The sequence below is a fragment of the Roseovarius indicus genome, assembly GCF_008728195.1.
In the GTDB taxonomy this organism is placed as follows: domain Bacteria; phylum Pseudomonadota; class Alphaproteobacteria; order Rhodobacterales; family Rhodobacteraceae; genus Roseovarius; species Roseovarius indicus.
Genome location: NZ_CP031598.1, coordinates 421772 through 440572, shown reverse-complemented (window position 1 = coordinate 440572; position 18801 = coordinate 421772). Strand labels below are relative to the sequence as shown.

Below are 18801 nucleotides of genomic sequence, written 5' to 3'. Positions count from 1 at the left end.
GGCGGTCAGGTGAGCTGGCCGCGCTTCTCGGCGAGAAATTCGGCGGAGTTGTCGGTGACCAGTTCCACCCAGATCGGGTAGTGGTCGGAGAGTTGGTTCTCGCGCCAGGTGTCGAGGTAGTAGGCGTGAAGCTCCGACGGGGTGTTGGCGAGGTCTTTCGCGCCACCGTAATCGGCCAGCATCTCTTCGCGGTAAGTGGCGGTATCGTCGCGGCGGTAGACATGGGCGAAGGGGTCGAAGACATCGCCGCTCTGGTTTCCGTCGCTTGCGGTGGCGAAGCGGAAATAGTCGTTGGCGCGGAAGAACATGCGGTCGTAGGTCTCGACCGTGCGGCCGGGCGCGATGTTGTCATGCACGTTGGTGGGTTTGCCCAGAAGTGCCGCGCATTCGACATAGCCCGCGGCAGCCAGCGCGCGGAGATTGTCGTGATCCTTCGAGCGGTAGAAGTTCATGTCGCCCAGAAGGACGAGGTTGTCGGACCACAGGCCGCTGCGCTTTACCTCGAGCGCGGCGAGGAGGAGGCGGACCTCTTCGGAGCGGATGCCGACGGCGGGCGTGGTGTCGCCCGGTTCGAGATGCAGGTTGACCATCGCGAACTGTTTCCAGCCGGCGATGAACCCCGTCATGTAGGGCGCGCGGCTGAGCTGTTGCAGGCCAACGGGGCTGTCTTCGGTGAGCGCCTGCCAGAGGGCGATTTCGCCCGCGAGGCCGGAGAATTGCACCCGGGCCGTGTTGTAGACATAGGCCGAGCGTTCGTCATTGCCGGCATGGCCTTCGGTCACGTCGTTGACGATGTATTTCCAGCCCGGGCCCAGCAGGCGCATGATCTTTTCCAGCTCGACCAGGTTCGACTTCACCTCCTGGATGGCGACGAGGTCGAAGGCGGCGAGGATTTCGGCGATGTAGAAATAGGCCTCGGGGAGGCGCTGGCGGGAGGTGCCGAAACTGCGGATGTTCCAGCTGGCGAGCAGCAGGTTTTGCTCGGTCCGCCGGGCGGGCACGCCGCCGGGGCCGGACAGCTCCGCCTTGAGGCGCAGCAGGCCGTCGATGCAGCGGACCTGTTCGGCGCGGGTCATGTTCGGGAAGACGCGCTCGAAATCGCGGTCCTTGTAGTCGGCCTCGGGGCGAAGATCGTTGTAGAAGGGCATGCGGCTTCCCTTGGCGGCGAGGCGAAGCTTACGGCGCTTTGCCGAAATCGCAAAACCCCGCTTGCACCCCGCGCCGCGCTCGCCCAATGTCGGGCGTCAAAGGGAGGGCCGAGATGACCGACGATCCAGACCGCCACGCGATGAAGATGGCCAAGAAGAAGGCCGCGCGCGACAAGATCATGGCCACCAAGACCGACGAGAAGGGCCTGATCATCATCCATACCGGCAAGGGGAAGGGGAAATCCTCGGCCGCGTTCGGGATGATCTTCCGCTGTATCGCCCATGACATGCCCTGTGCCGTGGTGCAGTTCATCAAGGGCGGCATGAGCACCGGCGAGCGCGACCTGATCCTGTCGAAATTCTCGGATGCCTGCGCGTTTCACACCATGGGTGAGGGCTTTACCTGGGAGACGCAGGACCGCGAGCGCGACACCGAGATGGCGCAGGCCGCGTGGGAAAAGGCGAAGGAGCTCATTCGGGACGAGCGGAACCGGATGGTGCTGCTGGACGAAATCAACATCGCGCTGCGGTATGATTACCTCGACGTGAACGAGGTGGTGGAGTTCCTTGTCGAGGAGAAGCCCGACATGACCCACGTGGTGCTGACAGGCCGGAACGCGAAGGACGAGCTGATCGAGATCGCCGACCTGGTGACCGAGATGGAGCTGGTGAAGCATCCGTTCCGCTCGGGCGTGAAGGCGCAGATCGGGGTGGAGTTCTAACCCCTCGGCTCAGGCAACCCGCCGCTCGCGGCACAGATTTCATTTGGCGGACTTCTGAGGGCGTGAGACCCTTCCCTTACGGCACGTGCGTTGGGGGACGCGGAAGGCGTGCCGATAAGGGAGGAAATTGCCATGAATCTAAGACCTGACCCGACATTCTATCCATCCCCGAAAATGGCCATGGAGGCGCCGGCCGAATCGCTGGCCTTCACGCTGATGCTGTCGCCGGATGCCTCGCAGCCCGACGGGCTGGCGGTGATCGACGTCGACCCGACTTCGAAGACATACGGCGAGATCGTGCACAAGGTGATCATGCCCAACAAAGGTGACGAGTTTCACCATTTCGGCTGGAACGCCTGTTCCTCGGCCCTGTCGCCGCTGACGGGGCATGCTTTCCTGGAACGGCGCTACCTGATCATCCCCGGCATCCGGTCGAGCCGGATCTATGTGATCGACGTGAAGGAGCCGCTGAAGGCGAAGATCCACAAGATCATCGAGCCGGAAGAGGTGTTTGCCAAGACCGGCTATTCCCGCCCGCACACCATCCATTGCGGGCCGGAGGGGATTTATGTCTCGACCCTCGGCGGGGGCGGCAAGGACGGCACCGACGGACCGCCGGGCATCTTCATCCTCGATTGCGAGAGCTTCGACATCATCGGCCGCTACGAGATCGACCGGGGCAGCCAGGACAAGCATTACGATTTCTGGTGGAACCTGCCGCGCGACTACATGGTGAGTTCGGAATGGGGCCTGCCGCCGCAATTCGAGAACGGGATCGTGGCCGAGGACCTTCTGTCGAACAAGTACGGGCATCGCATTCATTTCTGGAACCTGCGGCAGCGCAGGAACGTGCAAACCATAGACCTGGGCGAGAACCACCAGATGGCGCTGGAGATCCGGCCCGCGCATGACCCGGCGAAGAACCACGGGTTCTGTGGCGTGGTGGTGGACACGACCAACCTTCAGGGCGCGATCTTTACGTGGTGGCAGAAAGAGGACGGCACGTTCGAAGCGAAGAAGACCATCACCATCGACCCGCAGCCCGCATCGCCCGACGACCTGCCCGACCTGCTGAAAGGGTTCGAGGCGGTGCCGCCGCTGGTGACCGATATCGACCTGAGCCTCGATGACCGGTTCCTTTACGTCGCCTGCTGGGGCACCGGCGAGATGCATCAGTATGACGTGTCCGACCCGATGGCGCCGAAGCTGGCCGGGAAGGTCGAGATCGGCGGGATCGTGAAACAGACGAAGCACCCGAACGGCAAGGCGTTCGGCTATGGCCCGCAGATGGTCGAGATCAGCCGCGACGGCAAGCGGGTCTACTGGACCAACTCGCTTTATTCGACATGGGACGACCAGTTCTACCCGGGCGACCGGGGCGGGGCGATGGTGATGGCCAATGCCGGCGCCGATGGCGGGCTGGAGTTGGCGGAGGATTTCTGGGTCGAGTTCCCGGAAGGCTACCGCACCCACCAGATCCGGCTGGAAGGTGGGGACTGTTCGACCGACAGTTTCTGTTACCCCTCCGTCTGATCCGTGATGGATAATGCATCGGTCGCGGCCCTCTGGTGGGCCGTGATCGCCTCGGGGTTCTATCATGGGCTGAACCCCGGCATGGGGTGGCCGCTGGCCGTGTCCTCGGCGCTGATGGACCGGCGATATGGGCATTTGTACAAGGCGTTGCTGGCGTTGGGGGTGGGGCACCTGCTGTCGATGACGGCGATATTGCTGCCCTTTTCGGCGATGCTGGCGCTGGCGGACTGGCAGCGGGAAATCCGCATCGGCGCGGCAGTTGTGGTGATCGCGATGGGGGTCACCCTGCTGATCACAAGGCGGCATCCGCGGTTCCTGGCCCGTGTGCCGCCGTCGCGGTTGGCGCTTTGGTCGTTCCTGGCCGCGCTGGCGCATGGGGCGGGGCTGATGCTGGTGCCGATCTACCTCGGCATCTGCAATCTCGCCAACGAGGGGGCCGGGCACAGGGCGGCCTTCAGCCTGATGGGCTCCGACACCGGCACCGCGCTGGTGGTGGCGGTGGTGCATACGCTGGCGATGACGGTGGCGGGTGGCGCGCTGGCGGTTGGGGTTTATCACTGGCTGGGGCTGAAGTTCCTGACGAAGGGGTGGTTCAACCTCGACACGGTCTGGGCGCTGAGCCTGATCGTTGTGGGGGCGATTTCGCTGGTTACCCTGCATTGACCCGAGGCGCGCGCGGGGCCAGAATGCGTTACCCCCTTCTTTCTGATTGATATTCCCGGGGGGCAGCGTCAGGGGCAGCGCCCCTGCCCCGTCACCCCTGGAGCGCCCGCATGCCGTTTCACAGAGTCACGCCCGAGAAGATTTCCACCGCCGTCACGCGGCAGGTGGAGAAGCTTATCCTGCGCGGCATCCTGCGGCCCGGCGAGCGGCTTCCGGCGGAGCGGGAACTGGCCGACCGGCTGGGCGTCTCGCGCCCAAGCCTGCGCGAGGCGATCGGGGAGTTGCAGGAGAAGGGACTGCTGAAGACCCGCGCCGGGGCGGGCATCTACGTGGCCGACGTGCTGGGGAGTGCGTTTTCGGATGCGCTGATCCAGCTCTTTTCCGAGCATGACGAGGCGGTCTTCGACTATATCGCCTTCCGCCGCGATCTCGAAGGGTTGGCGGCAGAGCGGGCGGCGCGGCTGGCCTCGGACACCGACCTCAAGGTGGTGGGCGAGATCTTCGCCAAGATGGAGGCCGCCCACCGCAAGACCAACCCCGAGGACGAGGCCCGGCTAGATGCCGAGTTTCACATGTCGATCATCGAGGCCAGCCACAACGTGGTGATGCTGCACATGATGCGGTCGATGTTCCAGCTTTTGCGGGAGGGCGTGTTCTACAACCGGCAGGTCATGTTCAAGCAGCGCACCACGCGGGGCGCCCTGCTCGACCAGCACCGGGCGATCAACACCGCCCTTCAGGCGCGCGACCCCGAAGCCGCGCGCGCCGCCGTCGAGGCGCATCTCACTTACGTCGAACAGTCGTTGGCCGATCAGCAGAAGGCCGACCGCAACGAGGAAATTGCCCGGCAAAGGCTGGAGCACGAGCAGTCGCGATAAGGCGCGCGACTGCCGCGCGCGATCACTGCATCTGCTTTTCCTTCGCGGCCTTTTCGGCCGCGCGCTCCTTGGCGAACTTCTCTTCCTCGGCCTTTCGGATCGCGTGGTAATAGGCGTCTGCCGATTGCTGAATGTCCGCCTGCGGCACGGAGAAATCGACATGCACCGGGTTCGGCACGTGGTCGAGCGTTGCGCCGGAATCGGCATCGACCGCCACGCCGATCAGCCCGCCGGCGATGAAATTGCCGGCCGTCGCGGCGGTGCCGTCCGACGAGGACTTGACCGTGACATGCAGCTTGCGGACGTCGCGGCCGCGCTTGAAGGTCACCCAGAATGCCTCTTTCCGGCTGATGCGTATCGCGCAGGGCGTGGTGCAGCCGGAGCCCAGGCCGGTCGTGACGACTGCCCCGCTGGGCTTGGAGGTGAAGGTGACTTCTTCGGTGCTGCCGCGGGTCACGGTGGCGCAGCCGGTGGTCGTCATGAGAATTGCGGCCAGAGCCGGCACAATGAACCTGAAAGACACTGTTACTTAATCCTGTGTTGTCTTGATTTTTCCTGCCTACCAAAGAAGTTGGGTGGGTCGGGCTGCCAGCTAAGTCGCTCTTCCGCGCGGAGGCAAGCTCAGTTTGATACACTCACCGCGTGTACGCGAGCTGTTGCGCTCAAACCACACGCGCCTCGACCGAGCGGCTTTTCCAACTGCTGAAACATGCGGTGACGTGCTGAAATTTTACCATTTGATAAAAAAAGAACCTGTGTCATACTCCTTTGAAAAACACGGCCAACACGTGGAGGACATCTTGACCCACAACGCCTTTTCGCCGGGAATCGTCTCCGGCAGGCTGCAGGCACAGGATTACGAAGAGAACTTCGCCGACCTGCATGACCCACTCGACGATCACGAAGCGCTGGTTGCGGCGGATCGCTGCTACTTCTGCCACGATGCGCCCTGCATCACCGCCTGCCCCACCGACATCGACATCCCCCTCTTCATCCGGCAGATCGCCACCGGCACGCCCGAGGCGGCGGCCGAGACGATCCTGAGCCAGAACATCCTTGGCGGCATGTGCGCCCGGGTCTGCCCGACCGAGACGCTTTGCGAAGAGGTGTGCGTGCGCGAGGTGGCCGAGGGCAAGCCGGTGCTGATCGGCCAGTTGCAGCGCTATGCCACCGACACGCTGATGGCCAAGGACGTGCACCCGTTCAAGCGCGGCGCACCGACGGGCAAGCGCGTGGCCGTCGTGGGTGCCGGGCCAGCTGGCCTGTCCTGCGCGCACCGGCTGGCGATGCGCGGGTCCGACGTGGTGCTGTTCGACGGGCGGGAAAAGCCCGGCGGACTGAACGAATACGGCATCGCCGCGTACAAGACGGTGGGCGGTTTTGCCCAGGCCGAGGTCGACTGGCTTTTGAAGATCGGCGGCATCACCGTCGAAACGGGCAAGCGGTTGGGTCGCGATCTGACGCTCGAAGCGCTGCGCGAGGAATATGACGCCGTGTTCCTTGGCGTGGGCCTTGGCGGCGTGAACGCGCTGGGGCTTGCCGACGAGGACAAGGACGGCATCGCCGACGCCGTCGATTTCATCGCCGAGCTGCGGCAGGCAAGCGACCTGTCTTCCCTGCCCGTGGGACGCGACGTGGTGGTGATCGGGGGCGGGATGACCGCCGTCGATGCCGCCGTGCAGTCGAAGCTGCTGGGCGCCCTGAACGTGAGCCTTGTCTATCGCCGGGGCCGCGACCGGATGAACGCCTCTGTCTACGAACAGGATCTTGCCGCCTCGAAGGGCGTGCGGATCATCACCAACGCCACGCCGGTTGCCATTCACGGCAACGGCGCGGTGCGCGAGGTCGAGTTCGAATATACCGACGACGATCTCAAACCCACCGGTGAACGCTTCCGCCTGCCCGCCGACCAGCTGTTCAAGGCCATCGGCCAGACGCTGGAGGGCGACGACCTGCCCAAGCTCGACGGCCGCAAGATCGCCGTGACGGGCGCGGGCCGCACCAGTGTCGAGGGCGTCTGGGCCGGGGGCGATTGCGCCGCCGGGGGCGACGACCTGACGGTGACTGCGGTGGCCGAGGGGCGCGACGCCGCCGAGGACATCCACGCCAGCCTCGTTTCGTGATAGGCTTGGCCGACATGGTCATGACCCGCGAAAGGGAAACCGCGATGGAAAGCCTCGAAACCCGTGTGGCCGATCACTACTCGGTCGAGCATATCGTCGACACGATCAAGGCGGCGTTGGAAAAGGCCGGCGCCGACCCGGAGGCGCCGACGCCCGACGATCTCAAGCCGGTGGACGAGTTCCATACCGGCGGGCAGGAGGCGACCGACGCGCTGCTCGACCAGCTCGAGATCGACCGCGAGATGCGGGTGCTCGATATCGGTTCGGGCATCGGGGGCACGGCCCGGCATGTGGCGGGGCGGGCGGGCTGTCACGTCACCGGGGTCGATCTGACGCCCGGTTACGTGGCGGCGGCCAAGGTGCTGAGCACGCTGGTGGGGCTCGAGGAGCGGACGCTTTTCAAGACCGGCAGTGCGCTTGATCTGCCGGTGGAGGATGACGCCTTCGACCTCGCGCTCATGTTCCACGTGGGCATGAATATCGAGGACAAGACGGGCCTCTTCGCCGAGGTGGCGCGGGTTCTGGCGCCGGGCGGGACCTTCGCCCTCTTCGACGTGATGCGCCTCTCCGATGAGCCGCTGAACTTCCCGTTTCCGTGGGCCGAAACCTCGGGCTTTTCCTTCGTCGACCCTCCGGAGATGTACCGCGAGGCCGCCGAAAAGGCCGGGCTCGAGCTTGTGGCCGAACGCAACCGGCTCGACTTTGCGCTCGACTTCTTCAACCGGGTCTTCGCCCGGATGGAAAAGGCAGGCGGGCCGCCGCCGCTGGGCATTCACCTGCTGATGGGCGGCACCGCGAAGGACAAGCTGCAGAACTACGTCACGCATATATCCGCCGGGGATATCGCCCCGGTCGAAATGATCTTCCGCGCGCCGGACTAGGGCCGCGCAGGCAACAGGGAAAGGACCAGACAACATGGCCGATCTGACATCCAACTTCATCGGGATCAAATCCCCCAACCCGTTCTGGCTGGCCTCGGCCCCGCCGACGGACAAGGAATACAACGTCCGCCGCGCCTTCGAGGCCGGCTGGGGCGGGGTCGTGTGGAAGACGCTGGGCGAGGAAGGCCCGCCCATCGTCAACGTGAACGGCCCGCGTTACGGCGCGATCTGGGGCGCCGACCGGCGGCTTCTGGGGCTCAACAACATCGAGCTGATCACCGACCGGCCGCTGCAGACCAACCTCGACGAGATGACGCGGGTGAAGAAGGATTACCCCGACCGCGCGATCATCGCCTCGCTGATGGTTCCGGTGGAGGAGGAGAGCTGGAAGGCGATCCTCGAGAAAGTGGCGGCGACGGGCTGTGACGGGGTCGAGCTGAACTTCGGCTGCCCCCACGGGATGAGCGAGCGCGGCATGGGCTCGGCCGTGGGCCAGGTGCCGGAATACGTGCAGCAGGTGGCGGAATGGTGCAAGAAGCACACCGACCTGCCGGTGATCGTCAAGCTGACGCCCAACATCACCGATATCCGCAAGCCCGCGCAGGCCGCCAAGGATGGTGGCGCCGACGCGGTGTCGCTCATCAACACGATCAACTCGATCACCGGGGTCGACCTCGACATCTTCGCGCCAGAGCCCACGATCGACGGCAAGGGCGCGCATGGCGGCTATTGCGGCCCGGCGGTGAAGCCCATCGCGCTCAACATGGTGGCCGAAATCGCCCGCACGCCCGAATTGCAGGGCCTGCCCATCTCGGGCATCGGCGGCGTGACCACGTGGAAGGACGCGGCCGAGTTCATGGCGCTCGGCGCCGGCAACGTGCAGGTCTGCACCGCCGCGATGACCTATGGCTTCAAGATCGTGCAGGAGATGATCTCGGGCCTGTCGCATTACATGGACGAGAAGGGGTTCACCTCGGTCGACGAACTGGTGGGCCGCGCGGTGCCGAACCTTTCGGACTGGCAGCACCTCAACCTCAACTACGTCACGAAGGCGCGCATCGACCAGGATGCCTGCATCAAGTGCGGCCGCTGCTACGCGGCCTGCGAGGATACCAGCCACCAGGCCATCTCGATGTCCGAGGACCGGGTCTTCGAGGTGATCGACGAGGAATGCGTGGCCTGCAACCTTTGCGTCAATGTCTGCCCGGTGGAGGACTGCATCACGATGGAGCGGGTGGCGCCCGGCGAGGTGGACAAGCGCACCGGCAAGGTCGTCGAGGAAGACTACGCCAACTGGACGATGCACCCCAACAACCCGGGGGCCTGCGCGGCGGAGTGATCATCGTGGGATGACGGGAAAGGGCCGGGCCGGGCGTCCGGCCTTTTTCAATTGGTCGCGGCATCGAGGTTCCCGCGCGGAATAGATGGCGAAGCCCGCCGCGCATCGCTGGGCCGCCCCGACGGCCCGGCGATTTGGAGAGGCCAGAGCGACAACGTGACCTCGGATGTACGTGGCGGGCATAAACCACCAGGCCACGCCCGTTTGGATCGCCGCACCGCGGCCCACCGATGCGCGGCTCCTCTGCTGTTCCGCAAGATACCGCCGCCCTACCTTGATCCCAACCCCGACTGGATCACTTCCCCTTGGATGAAACACGTGATCCTCCTCTCCCTCCTCCTTGTTCTCGCCGCCTGTGGGCGCGGCGTTCCCGATCAAGCCCGCATCGTCGTCGCCGGCGATTCCGTCATGGCTTGGAACCGTTCCGCCGGGGCCTCGGTGGCCGATCAGTTGGAGGCGCGGTTAAACGAACCTGTGGGCGACGTCTCGCTGCCGCTGGCCAAGGTGATGGGTGGAGCGGGTCCGTTGAACATCCCTTCGCAGCTTGAGGGCGTGCGGGTCGCGCATGTCGTCGTGAATGGCGGGGCCAACGATCTGACCAACTGTGACTGCGGCCAATGTGGCCCGGTGCTCAACCGGCTGATATCCGAGGACGGCACGCAGGGCGCGATCCCCGCGCTGGTGGCCGATCTGCGCAGGCGCGGGTCGCAGGTGATCTGGGCCGACTATTACACCTCGCCTAAATACGCAGGGACAGCCTGCGAGCCGCGCTACAAGGTGCTCGAGGCGCGGCTGGGCCGGATGGCGGCGCGGGATGCCGGCGTGACGCTGGCCGACATGGATGACGTGTTCCGCCCCGATGACCTGACGCTATTCGCGGCGGACAAGACCCACCCGTCGGCAAAGGGCTCGGGCCGTATTGCCGACCTCGTCGCACCCCTTCTGAGCCGCTGATCGCGTTTTGTTGATCTGCCCCCTTGACCTTCCAGTGACTGGAAGCCCTATCTGGGAAACATGACCCAGACCCAACACTTCCGAATCGAGATCGACGAGATGTCCTGTGCCGGCTGTGCCGGCCGGGCACAGCGTGCGATCTCGGCCGTGCCCGGCGTTGAAAACGCCGAGGTGAATTTCGCCGCCCGCAGTGCCGAGGTGACCGCCGCTCACGGCACAGAGGCGGCCATCGTCGAGGCACTCGACCAAGCCGGATACCCGGCGCGCACCGATACGGTGACGCTGGAGGTGTCGGAGATGTCCTGCGCCTCCTGCGCCGGCCGTGTCGAGAAAGCCCTGACGGCCTTGCCCGGCGTGGTCGATGCCGCCGTGAACTTCGCCGCCGGCACCGCGACGGTGCAGATCTTCACCGACGCGATCAGCCCACAGGAGCTGGCCCGCGCGGTCAGCGATGCCGGCTACCCGAGCGTGCCCGCCGATGACGGCGCCCCGCGCCCCGACCGGCAGGAGGACGAGGCCACCCCGGCCCTGCGCCGCACGCTGATCGCGGGTGCCCTGACCCTGCCGATCTTCATCGTCGAGATGGGCGGGCACATGGTCCCCGCCTTCCACCATTTCGTGCAGCAGACCATCGGACAACAGACCTCGTGGATGCTGCAATTCGTGCTGGCGACCATCGTTCTGGTCTGGCCGGGGCGGGAGTTCTTCGTGAAAGGCGTGCCCGCGCTTCTGCGCGGGGCGCCGGAGATGAACTCGCTGGTGGCGCTTGGCGCGTCGGCCGCGTGGGCCTTCTCGACCGTGGCGCTTTTCGCGCCGTCGCTGCTGCCCGAGGGCACAAGGGCCGTCTATTTCGAGGCTGCGGCCGTGATCGTGACGCTGATCCTTCTCGGCCGCTGGCTCGAGGCGCGGGCGCGCGGGCAGGCGGGCGAGGCGATCCGCAAGCTGGTGGGCCTGCAGCCCAAGACCGCGCGGGTGGAGCGCAACGGCGGCTACGAGGATATTCCGCTGGAGAGCGTGCAGCCGGGTGACCTCCTGCTGGTCCGCCCGGGCGAGAAGATCGCCGTGGATGGCGAGGTGACCAGAGGCGAGGCTTACGTCGACGAGAGCATGATCTCGGGCGAGCCGGTGCCGGTGGCCAAGGCGCCCGGCGACGAGGTGATCGGCGGCACGGTGAACGGCGACAGTGCACTGACATTCAAGGCCACCCGTGTGGGCCGCGACACGATGCTGTCGCAGATCGTGGCCGAGGTGCAGCGGGCGCAGGGCACCCGCCTGCCGATCCAGTCGCTGGCCGACCGCGTGGTCGCGGTTTTCGTGCCGGTGGTCATCGCCATCGCCGTTCTGACGGTGCTGGTGTGGCTGGCCGTGGGCCCGAGCCCGGCGCTGGGTCTGGCACTGGTGGCGGGCGTGTCGGTGCTGATCATCGCGTGCCCCTGTGCGATGGGCCTGGCGACGCCAACGTCGATCATGGTCGGCACGGGCCGCGCGGCCGAGCTGGGCGTTCTGTTCCGCAAGGGCGACGCGCTACAACGGCTCGACGAGGCGCGCGTGGTGGCCTTCGACAAGACCGGTACGCTGACCCAGGGGCGCCCCCGCCTGACCCGGCTGGTGACGGTCGAGGGGCAGGACGAGGATACCGTGCTGCGCCTCGTGGCGGCAGCCGAGGCGCAGTCGGAACACCCGATCGCGCAGGCCATCGTTGAGGCGGCCAGGGACAAGGGCCTGAATATTCCGCCGGCCGAGGACATGCGCGCGATCGGCGGGCACGGTCTGTCGGCCACGGTCGACGGGCATGAGATGCTGATCGGCACCGCGCGGCTGATGGAGCGGGAAGGCGTGGATCATGACGCGCTGAACGGGGCGGCCGGCGAGGTGTCGGCCATGGGGCAAAGCCCGGTCTTTGTCGCCATCGACGGGCAGCTGGCCGGCCTCATGGCCGTGGCCGACCAGGTGAAGCCCACCACCCGCGCCGCACTCGATGCGCTGCGGGAGGAGGGGCTGAAGATCGCCATGATCACCGGCGATACACCGGCAACCGCCAATGCCATCGCCGCTGACCTGGGGATAGACCATGTCGAGGCGGGTGTGCTGCCCGCCGACAAGCGGAAGGCGGTGCAGGCGCTGCGGGAAAGCCTCGGCTCGGTCGTCTTCGTGGGCGACGGGATCAACGACGCGCCTGCCCTCGCCGAGGCGGATATCGGCATCGCCGTGGGCACCGGCACCGATGTGGCCATCGAGTCGGCCGACGTGGTGCTGATGTCGGGCGACCTTGGCGGTGTGGCGACCGCCCGGCACCTGTCGCGGCGGACCATGCGGAATATCCGGCAGAACCTGTTCTGGGCCTTCGCCTATAACGCCGCGCTCATACCGGTGGCGGCGGGCGTGCTTTACCCGCTGACCGGCACGCTTCTGTCGCCGATGCTGGCGGCGGGGGCGATGGCGCTGAGCTCGGTCTTCGTGGTCACCAACGCGCTGCGCCTGCGCCGGGTGGGCCGAGCCGTACCGGAAAAGCCGGCAGGCCCCGCCCCGGCCCTGCACCCCGCGGCAGCAGAATGACGGAGGCGGCAATGAACATCGGCGACGTGGCAGAGCGCACCGGCCTGCCGGCCAAGACGATCCGGTACTACGAGGATATCGGCCTTGTCCGGCCGGCGCGGGATGCCAACGGCTATCGCGTGTTCCGCGAGACCGATGCGCACAAGCTGGCCTTTCTCGGGCGGGCCCGCGCGCTGGGATTTTCGATCGAGGATTGCCGCACGCTGCTGGCCCTTTACGAGGATGACGCCCGGGCCAGTGCGGACGTGAAGCGCGTGGCGTCGGAGCATCTGCACCAGATCGAGGAGAAGATCGCCCAGCTTCAGGCGATGCGTGATACGCTCAACGAACTGGTGCGCACCTGCGCGGGCGACAACCGGCCAGACTGCCCGATCCTGAAAGACCTCGCCCGCGACTGACGCCCTTCAGTCCCTTGCGCGCCTGCCTCGCGAGACAGCCCGCAAGGGCTGACGAGCGGCCTCACATCTCGCGCCGCGCCTTCATCTCGCCCCAGCGCATCACTGCATTGGCGCCGAGGAAGGTGAACGGAAGGGGCGGCAGCCGCTTCGGCGCATCGAGCGACAGCACATCGGCCAGCAGGTCGGTATGGTTCCCCGCCGCCAGATCCGCCGTCACCATCCCCAGCATCGTGCCCTTCGCCGTGCCCAGCCCGTTCTGACAACAGGCCGAAAACAGCCCCGTTTCGACCTCCCCCGTCGCGGGCACGCTGTTCCAGCTCAGGCACAGCCGCCCGCCCCAGCGATACTCCATCCCGACATCCGTCAGCATGGGAAACCGCGCCGCGAAGGCCCTGTCGTGATCCCGTCCCACCCGCGCAATCCGCGCGGCGCTCACCTCCATCGAAGGATCACAGGTGAACCGGTTGCGGATCACGATCCGGTCGCCGCCAATCCCCGAAATGCGCCGCACGGTGGTGCCCATCGGGTCGGCCGGTGTGGCGCCCCAGCGGGGCTGGCCGCCGAGTTTCTGCACCTCGTCCGCGGTCAAAGCCCGGGTCATCGAGGCATAGGTGAAGACATGCAGCAACTGCCGCTTGAAATAGCCGAAGCTGTTGGCATGGCCGTTAACCGCCAGGATCACCTTCGGCGCCACCACTCGGCCCCGGGGCGTCGTCGCGTTCCACGCGCCGTTGCGCTTCAGGTCCGTCACCGGCGAATTCTCGTAGATCCGCACCCGGTTCGAGCGCAGCCCCCGCGCCACCCCGCGCACGAACATCGCCGGCTGGATCATCGCCGTGCCGGGGGTGTAAAGCCCGCTCTGGTAATAGCCCGTGCCAGTCAGCTCGCGCATCTGCGCCGCGTCGAGCATCTCGTTCGCCTCGCCCATCGCCGTGAGGTGCTGCGCATAGTCGAGATTGTGCCGATGCCCCTTGTCGGTCGCCGCCGCGTTGATCTTGCCCGACCGGGCAAACGCCTCCTCGCCAAGCCCGTATTCCTCGGCCATCGCCCCGGCGAAGTCGATCCCCGCCCGGTTGGCGCGGGTCTGGGCCTTATCGGCTTCCACCGCCCCGCCGTAATCGTCGGAGGCCAGGTCATGCGGCAGGTCGATCATGAAACCGGAATTGCGCCCCGCCGGTCCCTCGCCGATGCGTTTCGCCTCCAGCAGCACGATCCGCGCCTCGGGGTTCAGCTGCGCCAGCCGCCGGGTCGCCGCAAGCCCCGCATAGCCGCCGCCGATGACAAGGAAATCGGCGGTGGTGCGCTCGTGCAGTTCCTGCGCCGCGTCGGCGGCAGGCAGGATCTCGTTCCACCCGGCGGGGCCGGGATCGACAGGCAGGCGGGTGACTTTCATGGCAGGCTCAATTGTGCGGTGCGCCCGCCGTCGACGGTGTAGATCTGGCCGGTGACGAAGCTTGCCTCGTCCGAGGCGAGCCAGCAGATCAGGCGGGCGACTTCCTCTGGCGCGCCGGTTCGGCGGATCGGATGGATGCGGCCCACCTCGCGGCGGAACTGCGCCGGGTCGCCAAGGCTCTCGATGTAGGCCTCGTTCAGCGGCGTGTCGATCCAGCCCGGCGCCACCGCGTTGCAGCGCACACCATGCTGCCCCTCGTCCACCGCCACGGCGCGGGTCAGCCCGTGCAGCCCGGCTTTCGACGCGCCATAGGCCGGGTGGCGGGGGTTGTTGCCCAGGCCCTCGATCGAGCCAGTGTTGACGATGGCCCCCTTCGAGGCCTTCAGAAGCGGCATGGCGGCACGGATCAGCAGGAACGGAATGGTGAGGTTGAGGTGAAGCTGCGCATCCCAGTCTTCCTCGCTTGTTTCCTCGACCGTTCCTTCGCGCATCATTCCGGCATTGTTTATCAGGATGTCGAGCCGGCCCGCCGCCTGTTCCACATGGCCGATCACCCGCGCCGGCGTGGCCCGGTCGGAGAAATCGGCCGGGATGCTTTCATGCGCCGTCCCGCCGCGCTGTGCCGTGAACACCCGCGCCCCACCTTCGGCCAGCAGGTCCGCCGTCGCCGCCCCCATGCCCGAGGACGCGCCGGTCACCAGCGCCACTTTTCCGTCGAACCGTTTCATACGACTGGCTTGCCTCCGTGTACTTCCAGCAACGCGCCGGTCATGTAACGGGCCGCGTCCGAGGCGAGGAACAGGATCACGTCGGCAATCTCCTCCGGGTCGGCGACATGGCCAATTGGGACAGACGCGTGCAGGTCTGCCATCGCCTTGTCGGGGTCGAATCCGCGCGCGGCAAATCCGCTGCGCAGCATCGGCGTGTTGACCTCGTTCGGACAGACGGCGTTGACGCGGATGCCCTGATGCGCGTGGTCGCGACCAAGGCACTGGGTGAGCGAGGCGACCGCCGCCTTGGACATGACATAGAGCGGATGGTTCGGACCGGGGCGCAGGCCCCAGCAGGAGGCAGTGTTGACGATGGCGCCGCCTCCCTGCCCCGCCATGATCGGAATGGCGGCCCGGCACAGGCGGAAGGGTGCGGCGACATTCACGGCCATGGTTAGCGCGTAGTCGGCATCGGTCACTTCGGTGATCGGGCCGCGGGTAATGACACCCGCATTGTTGCAAAGCAGGTCGATCCCGCCCAATGCCTCGGCCACCTGCCCGGGCAAGGCATCACAAAAGGCCCCGTCGCAGAGATCCCCGTCAAAGTGCGCCTCGGCCTCGATCCCGTCGGTCTGCCGGTCGGTGACAGCCACAACGGCCCCCTCGGCCCGCAGCATCGCGGCCAGCACCGCGCCGATGCCCCCTGCCGCGCCGGTCACCAGCGCGCGTTTGCCCTCGAACCTCATCAGGCGACCTCGTACTTGATCGGCAGGCGACGCGCGCCGGTGTTGCCGCTGTCGGGTAGCCATTCGGGGGCGCCGTCATACTCGACGTTGGCGAAGGTCTGGCGCAGGGCGTCGAGCGCGCAGGCGGTGTCGGTGCGCGCCACGAAGTGCCCGATGCAGTGATGCGCCCCGCCGCCAAAGCCGAAATGCTTGCGCCGCTTGGCGGTGATGTCGAAATCGGGGTTGTCGCTATATTCCGGATCGCGGGCCGAGGCATGTACGAAAAGGTGCAGGATGGTGCCCTTCTCGATCACCTGCCCGTTCATCTCGACATCCTCCACCGCCTCTCGCGTGGCCCATGTGGTTGTCGGCCGGGCGCGAATGAACTCGTCGACCGCGGCGGGGATCAGCGACGGGTCGTTGCGCATCAGATGCCACTGATCCGGGTGCTCGATGAACAGAGACAGGCCAAGGCCGAGCAGCGCACGGGTCGTGTCGACCCCGCCGAAGATCGAGATCACGATCGTGTTCAGCAGCTCTTCATGGGTGCAGTCGCCATTGGCGTCGAACTCCGCCACCATGCGGGCGACATAGCTTTCGCTGTCCTCGCCCCGCCGCACCCGCGCGACCAGCTCGTCGGCAAGGTTGAAAAGCCGCGTACAGGCGGCGTTGAATCGGTCCTGATGCTGCGGCGCCTCGATCCCCATTGCCAACCCGAGGTCGCTGGCATCATGCGCCACCTCGGGCCAGCGCTCGCGTGACAGGCCCAGAAGCGTGGTGATCGCCTGCCCGGCGAAGGGCTCGCAAAAGGCCGACTGGAACTCGCAGGCGCGGGTCTGGCGCAGTCCCTCGCACAGATCGCGGGCAATCTCGTCAAACGCGGGTTTGAGGCTGAGCACGTATTCCTCAGACAGCGCCGGCACCGCCAGCGCGCGCAGCTTGCGATGCGCGTCCCCCTCGCGCCCGATCACCGAGTCGCGCCAGAAATCGGCGAAACGCCCCTCGATCCCCACCGTGTCGGGCCAGGCGTGGCTGCCCTGCCGGAACCGGCGGTCGCGCAGGATGCGGCCCACCTCCATGTAGCGCAGCACCGCCAGCCCATAGGGCGTCTCGGCGCACCAATGCGCATCGCGCGCCGCCATCACTTCCGGTCCACGGGTGGAAAACCCGGGGTCAGTCAGGTCGAGATAAGGCAACGCACACATGGTTCAGTACTCCTGGTTCAGCGCATCCGCAGCCGGGATCTCCCTTTCGCGGCGCGCGATGTAATCGAGCAGCGCCTCGTTGACGCCGGCATCGAGTGTCGGCTCCTCGTAGGCCTTCAGCAAGTCCCGCGCGTGATTGAGGGCGCGGATGTTCGTATCGATGCCGCCTTCGGCAACCCATTGTTCAAATGCATTATTATCGAACAGGTCCGGCATGAAGAATGCCCGCTGGAAATTGGCGAGCGTGTGCTCGTGGCCAAGGTAATGCCCACCCGGGCCGATATCGGCGACAGCCGCGACAGCCTCGTCGAAATCGTCCCAGCGGATACCCTCGGCCATGCGGTAGGCCATGGCGCATTGCTCGGCATCGACCACGAACTTGGCCATCGAGCAATGCATCCCGGCCTCGTTCCAGCCCGCGGCGTGCCACATGTAATTCGTGCCCGCCATCTGCAGCGCCATCAGCGTGGTGGCGCTTTCATAGCCCGCCTGCGCATCGAGCGTCTTGGCCCCGCCAAGGTTGGTCGAGGAGCGCCACGGCACGCCGTAGAACCGCGCCATCTGTCCGATCATCATGTTCATGAGGGAAATCTCGGGCGTCCCCGCCATCGGCGCGCCGGATTTCATGCTGACGGTCGACAGGTAATGGCCGTAGATCGCCGGGCACCCCTTGCGGATGACCTGCGTGTAGGCCAGCGCCGACAGCACCTCGGCATTCAGCTGCGCCACCGAGGGCGCCACCGACGCGGGCGTATTCGCCCCGCCCAGCACAAAGGGCGAGCACAGCACCGGCTGGTTCTTCCGGCAGAAGGCGCGCATCGCGCCCAGCATGGTTTCATCCCACACCAGCGGCGAGTTGCCGTTGCAGTTGCCGGTGGCGACCGGGTGATCCTCCATGAAGTCCGCGCCAAACAGGACCGCGCACATCTCCATCACGTCCTCGGCGTTCTTCGGGCTGGTGGTCATGCCCATGAACGTCTTGTCGGAATGCTTCATCGACGAATAGGTGATGCGCAGGTGCCGCTGGCTGATCGGGTGGTCGTAAGGTTCCACGATATGATGCGCCGAGCTGTGCAGCGCCGGCAGCATATGCGACAGCTTGTGGAAATTCGCCAGATCCTCCAGCGTGGGGTTCCGCCGTACATCGTCGAGGTCGCGTAGGTAGGGCGCACCCGTCATCGGCACGAAGATCGCGTGATCCTTGCCGAACGGCAGGTTATTCGCCGGGTTGCGCGCGTGGTAGGTGAAGGTTTCGGGAATCGTCTTGATCAGCTCCCTTACGAGACCACGGTCAAGATAGACGGTCTCCCCCTCCACCTTCGCCCCGGCGGCTTTCCAGTCGGCCAGCGCGATCTCGTCGCGGAACACCACGCCCACGTTCTCGAGGATATGCATCGAGGCCGCGTCGATCCGCTCGACCTGCTCCATATCCATCGGTTCGGTCAGCGGAAGCCCACGCCTCAGCGCGGGCAGCATCGTGAAATCCCGCGTCCGCCGCGCCGAGGTGCGCGCCCCGCGGCCACGCCGGGCTGCTCTTTTCTCTGCCACATCAGCCATGATGCGCCGTCCTTCT

The 18801-nt window shown here is 66.2% G+C and carries 17 protein-coding genes; 10 read left to right on the top strand and 7 right to left on the bottom strand.

What is annotated here, in order from left to right; translation table 11 throughout:
• Positions 1 to 5: 5 nt before the first annotated feature.
• Positions 6 to 1148 carry an endonuclease/exonuclease/phosphatase family protein gene (locus tag RIdsm_RS02155; RefSeq protein WP_057816249.1) on the bottom strand — a complete coding sequence of 381 codons (1143 nt, stop codon included), beginning with the start codon at positions 1146 to 1148 and terminating at the stop codon, positions 6 to 8.
• A 113-nt stretch (positions 1149 to 1261) separates the two neighbouring features.
• Here RIdsm_RS02155 and cobO point away from each other — a divergent pair, with 113 nt between their 5' ends.
• The 4 genes from cobO to RIdsm_RS02135 all read left to right on the top strand — a co-directional run bounded on the left by cobO (position 1262) and on the right by RIdsm_RS02135 (position 4944).
• Positions 1262 to 1870, top strand: coding sequence for a cob(I)yrinic acid a,c-diamide adenosyltransferase (gene cobO, locus RIdsm_RS02150; RefSeq protein ID WP_057816454.1), 609 nt, complete (start codon positions 1262 to 1264; stop codon positions 1868 to 1870).
• Between the two features lie 132 nt (positions 1871 to 2002).
• Positions 2003 to 3403 carry a selenium-binding protein SBP56-related protein gene (locus RIdsm_RS02145; protein WP_057816250.1) on the top strand — a complete coding sequence of 467 codons (1401 nt, stop codon included), beginning with the start codon at positions 2003 to 2005 and terminating at the stop codon, positions 3401 to 3403.
• A gap of 6 nt (positions 3404 to 3409) precedes the next feature.
• Positions 3410 to 4066, top strand: coding sequence for a hypothetical protein (locus RIdsm_RS02140; RefSeq protein ID WP_057816251.1), 657 nt, complete (start codon positions 3410 to 3412; stop codon positions 4064 to 4066).
• A 110-nt stretch (positions 4067 to 4176) separates the two neighbouring features.
• Positions 4177 to 4944 carry an FCD domain-containing protein gene (locus RIdsm_RS02135; RefSeq protein ID WP_057816252.1) on the top strand — a complete coding sequence of 256 codons (768 nt, stop codon included), beginning with the start codon at positions 4177 to 4179 and terminating at the stop codon, positions 4942 to 4944.
• A gap of 22 nt (positions 4945 to 4966) precedes the next feature.
• Here RIdsm_RS02135 and RIdsm_RS02130 read toward each other — a convergent pair whose 3' ends face one another.
• Entirely contained in the window at positions 4967 to 5425 is a 459-nt protein-coding gene (locus RIdsm_RS02130; protein WP_074940400.1) for a hypothetical protein, read from the bottom strand.
• A 316-nt stretch (positions 5426 to 5741) separates the two neighbouring features.
• Here RIdsm_RS02130 and RIdsm_RS02125 point away from each other — a divergent pair, with 316 nt between their 5' ends.
• From RIdsm_RS02125 to cueR, 6 genes are all read left to right on the top strand, one after another.
• The gene (locus RIdsm_RS02125) at positions 5742 to 7067 is read left to right on the top strand and encodes an NAD(P)-dependent oxidoreductase (protein WP_420854128.1); all 1326 of its coding nucleotides are present in this window, start codon (positions 5742 to 5744) and stop codon (positions 7065 to 7067) included.
• A gap of 20 nt (positions 7068 to 7087) precedes the next feature.
• Positions 7088 to 7948 (top strand): class I SAM-dependent methyltransferase, encoded by an 861-nt coding sequence (locus RIdsm_RS02120; RefSeq protein WP_160325845.1) that lies wholly within the window; start codon positions 7088 to 7090, stop codon positions 7946 to 7948.
• Between the two features lie 34 nt (positions 7949 to 7982).
• Positions 7983 to 9287: an NAD-dependent dihydropyrimidine dehydrogenase subunit PreA gene (gene preA / locus RIdsm_RS02115; protein WP_057816255.1), complete on the top strand. Its 1305-nt coding sequence runs from the start codon at positions 7983 to 7985 to the stop codon at positions 9285 to 9287.
• A gap of 309 nt (positions 9288 to 9596) precedes the next feature.
• Entirely contained in the window at positions 9597 to 10241 is a 645-nt protein-coding gene (locus tag RIdsm_RS02110) for an SGNH/GDSL hydrolase family protein (protein WP_057816256.1), read from the top strand.
• A gap of 60 nt (positions 10242 to 10301) precedes the next feature.
• Positions 10302 to 12797 (top strand): heavy metal translocating P-type ATPase, encoded by a 2496-nt coding sequence (locus RIdsm_RS02105; RefSeq protein WP_057816257.1) that lies wholly within the window; start codon positions 10302 to 10304, stop codon positions 12795 to 12797.
• Positions 12798 to 12808: 11 nt separating this feature from the next.
• Complete coding sequence (gene cueR, locus RIdsm_RS02100) at positions 12809 to 13195, top strand: Cu(I)-responsive transcriptional regulator (RefSeq protein WP_057816258.1); 387 nt, start codon at positions 12809 to 12811, stop codon at positions 13193 to 13195.
• A gap of 61 nt (positions 13196 to 13256) precedes the next feature.
• On the opposite strand, the gene RIdsm_RS02095 is transcribed toward cueR, so the two are convergent.
• Genes RIdsm_RS02095 through RIdsm_RS02075 form a run of 5 tightly spaced genes read right to left on the bottom strand, consistent with a single transcriptional unit; the run spans position 13257 to position 18785 of the window.
• Complete coding sequence (locus RIdsm_RS02095) at positions 13257 to 14588, bottom strand: NAD(P)/FAD-dependent oxidoreductase (RefSeq protein WP_057816259.1); 1332 nt, start codon at positions 14586 to 14588, stop codon at positions 13257 to 13259.
• Complete coding sequence (locus tag RIdsm_RS02090; RefSeq protein ID WP_057816260.1) at positions 14585 to 15316, bottom strand: SDR family NAD(P)-dependent oxidoreductase; 732 nt, start codon at positions 15314 to 15316, stop codon at positions 14585 to 14587. Before RIdsm_RS02090 ends, RIdsm_RS02095 begins: the two co-directional genes overlap by 4 nt.
• Positions 15313 to 16044, bottom strand: coding sequence for an SDR family NAD(P)-dependent oxidoreductase (locus RIdsm_RS02085; protein WP_057816261.1), 732 nt, complete (start codon positions 16042 to 16044; stop codon positions 15313 to 15315). The genes RIdsm_RS02090 and RIdsm_RS02085 overlap by 4 nt, the downstream gene beginning before the upstream one ends.
• Positions 16044 to 17228, bottom strand: coding sequence for a cytochrome P450 (locus RIdsm_RS02080; protein ID WP_074940373.1), 1185 nt, complete (start codon positions 17226 to 17228; stop codon positions 16044 to 16046). The genes RIdsm_RS02085 and RIdsm_RS02080 overlap by 1 nt, the downstream gene beginning before the upstream one ends.
• A 3-nt stretch (positions 17229 to 17231) precedes the next feature.
• Positions 17232 to 18785, bottom strand: a complete 1554-nt coding sequence (locus RIdsm_RS02075; protein WP_057816262.1) for a trimethylamine methyltransferase family protein — start codon at positions 18783 to 18785, stop codon at positions 17232 to 17234.
• Positions 18786 to 18801 lie beyond the last annotated feature (16 nt).

Excerpts from the sequence above, each read along its gene's own strand:
- RIdsm_RS02155 (WP_057816249.1), bottom strand. The coding sequence starts at position 1,148 with ATGCCCTTCTACAACGATCTTCGCCCCGAGGCCGACTACAAGGACCGC.
- cobO (WP_057816454.1), top strand. The coding sequence starts at position 1,262 with ATGACCGACGATCCAGACCGCCACGCGATGAAGATGGCCAAGAAGAAG.
- RIdsm_RS02145 (WP_057816250.1), top strand. The coding sequence starts at position 2,003 with ATGAATCTAAGACCTGACCCGACATTCTATCCATCCCCGAAAATGGCC.
- RIdsm_RS02140 (WP_057816251.1), top strand. The coding sequence starts at position 3,410 with ATGGATAATGCATCGGTCGCGGCCCTCTGGTGGGCCGTGATCGCCTCG.
- RIdsm_RS02135 (WP_057816252.1), top strand. The coding sequence starts at position 4,177 with ATGCCGTTTCACAGAGTCACGCCCGAGAAGATTTCCACCGCCGTCACG.
- RIdsm_RS02130 (WP_074940400.1), bottom strand. The coding sequence starts at position 5,425 with ATGACGACCACCGGCTGCGCCACCGTGACCCGCGGCAGCACCGAAGAA.
- RIdsm_RS02120 (WP_160325845.1), top strand. The coding sequence starts at position 7,088 with ATGACCCGCGAAAGGGAAACCGCGATGGAAAGCCTCGAAACCCGTGTG.
- preA (WP_057816255.1), top strand. The coding sequence starts at position 7,983 with ATGGCCGATCTGACATCCAACTTCATCGGGATCAAATCCCCCAACCCG.
- RIdsm_RS02110 (WP_057816256.1), top strand. The coding sequence starts at position 9,597 with ATGAAACACGTGATCCTCCTCTCCCTCCTCCTTGTTCTCGCCGCCTGT.
- RIdsm_RS02105 (WP_057816257.1), top strand. The coding sequence starts at position 10,302 with ATGACCCAGACCCAACACTTCCGAATCGAGATCGACGAGATGTCCTGT.
- cueR (WP_057816258.1), top strand. The coding sequence starts at position 12,809 with ATGAACATCGGCGACGTGGCAGAGCGCACCGGCCTGCCGGCCAAGACG.
- RIdsm_RS02095 (WP_057816259.1), bottom strand. The coding sequence starts at position 14,588 with ATGAAAGTCACCCGCCTGCCTGTCGATCCCGGCCCCGCCGGGTGGAAC.
- RIdsm_RS02090 (WP_057816260.1), bottom strand. The coding sequence starts at position 15,316 with ATGAAACGGTTCGACGGAAAAGTGGCGCTGGTGACCGGCGCGTCCTCG.
- RIdsm_RS02085 (WP_057816261.1), bottom strand. The coding sequence starts at position 16,044 with ATGAGGTTCGAGGGCAAACGCGCGCTGGTGACCGGCGCGGCAGGGGGC.
- RIdsm_RS02080 (WP_074940373.1), bottom strand. The coding sequence starts at position 17,228 with ATGTGTGCGTTGCCTTATCTCGACCTGACTGACCCCGGGTTTTCCACC.
- RIdsm_RS02075 (WP_057816262.1), bottom strand. The coding sequence starts at position 18,785 with ATGGCTGATGTGGCAGAGAAAAGAGCAGCCCGGCGTGGCCGCGGGGCG.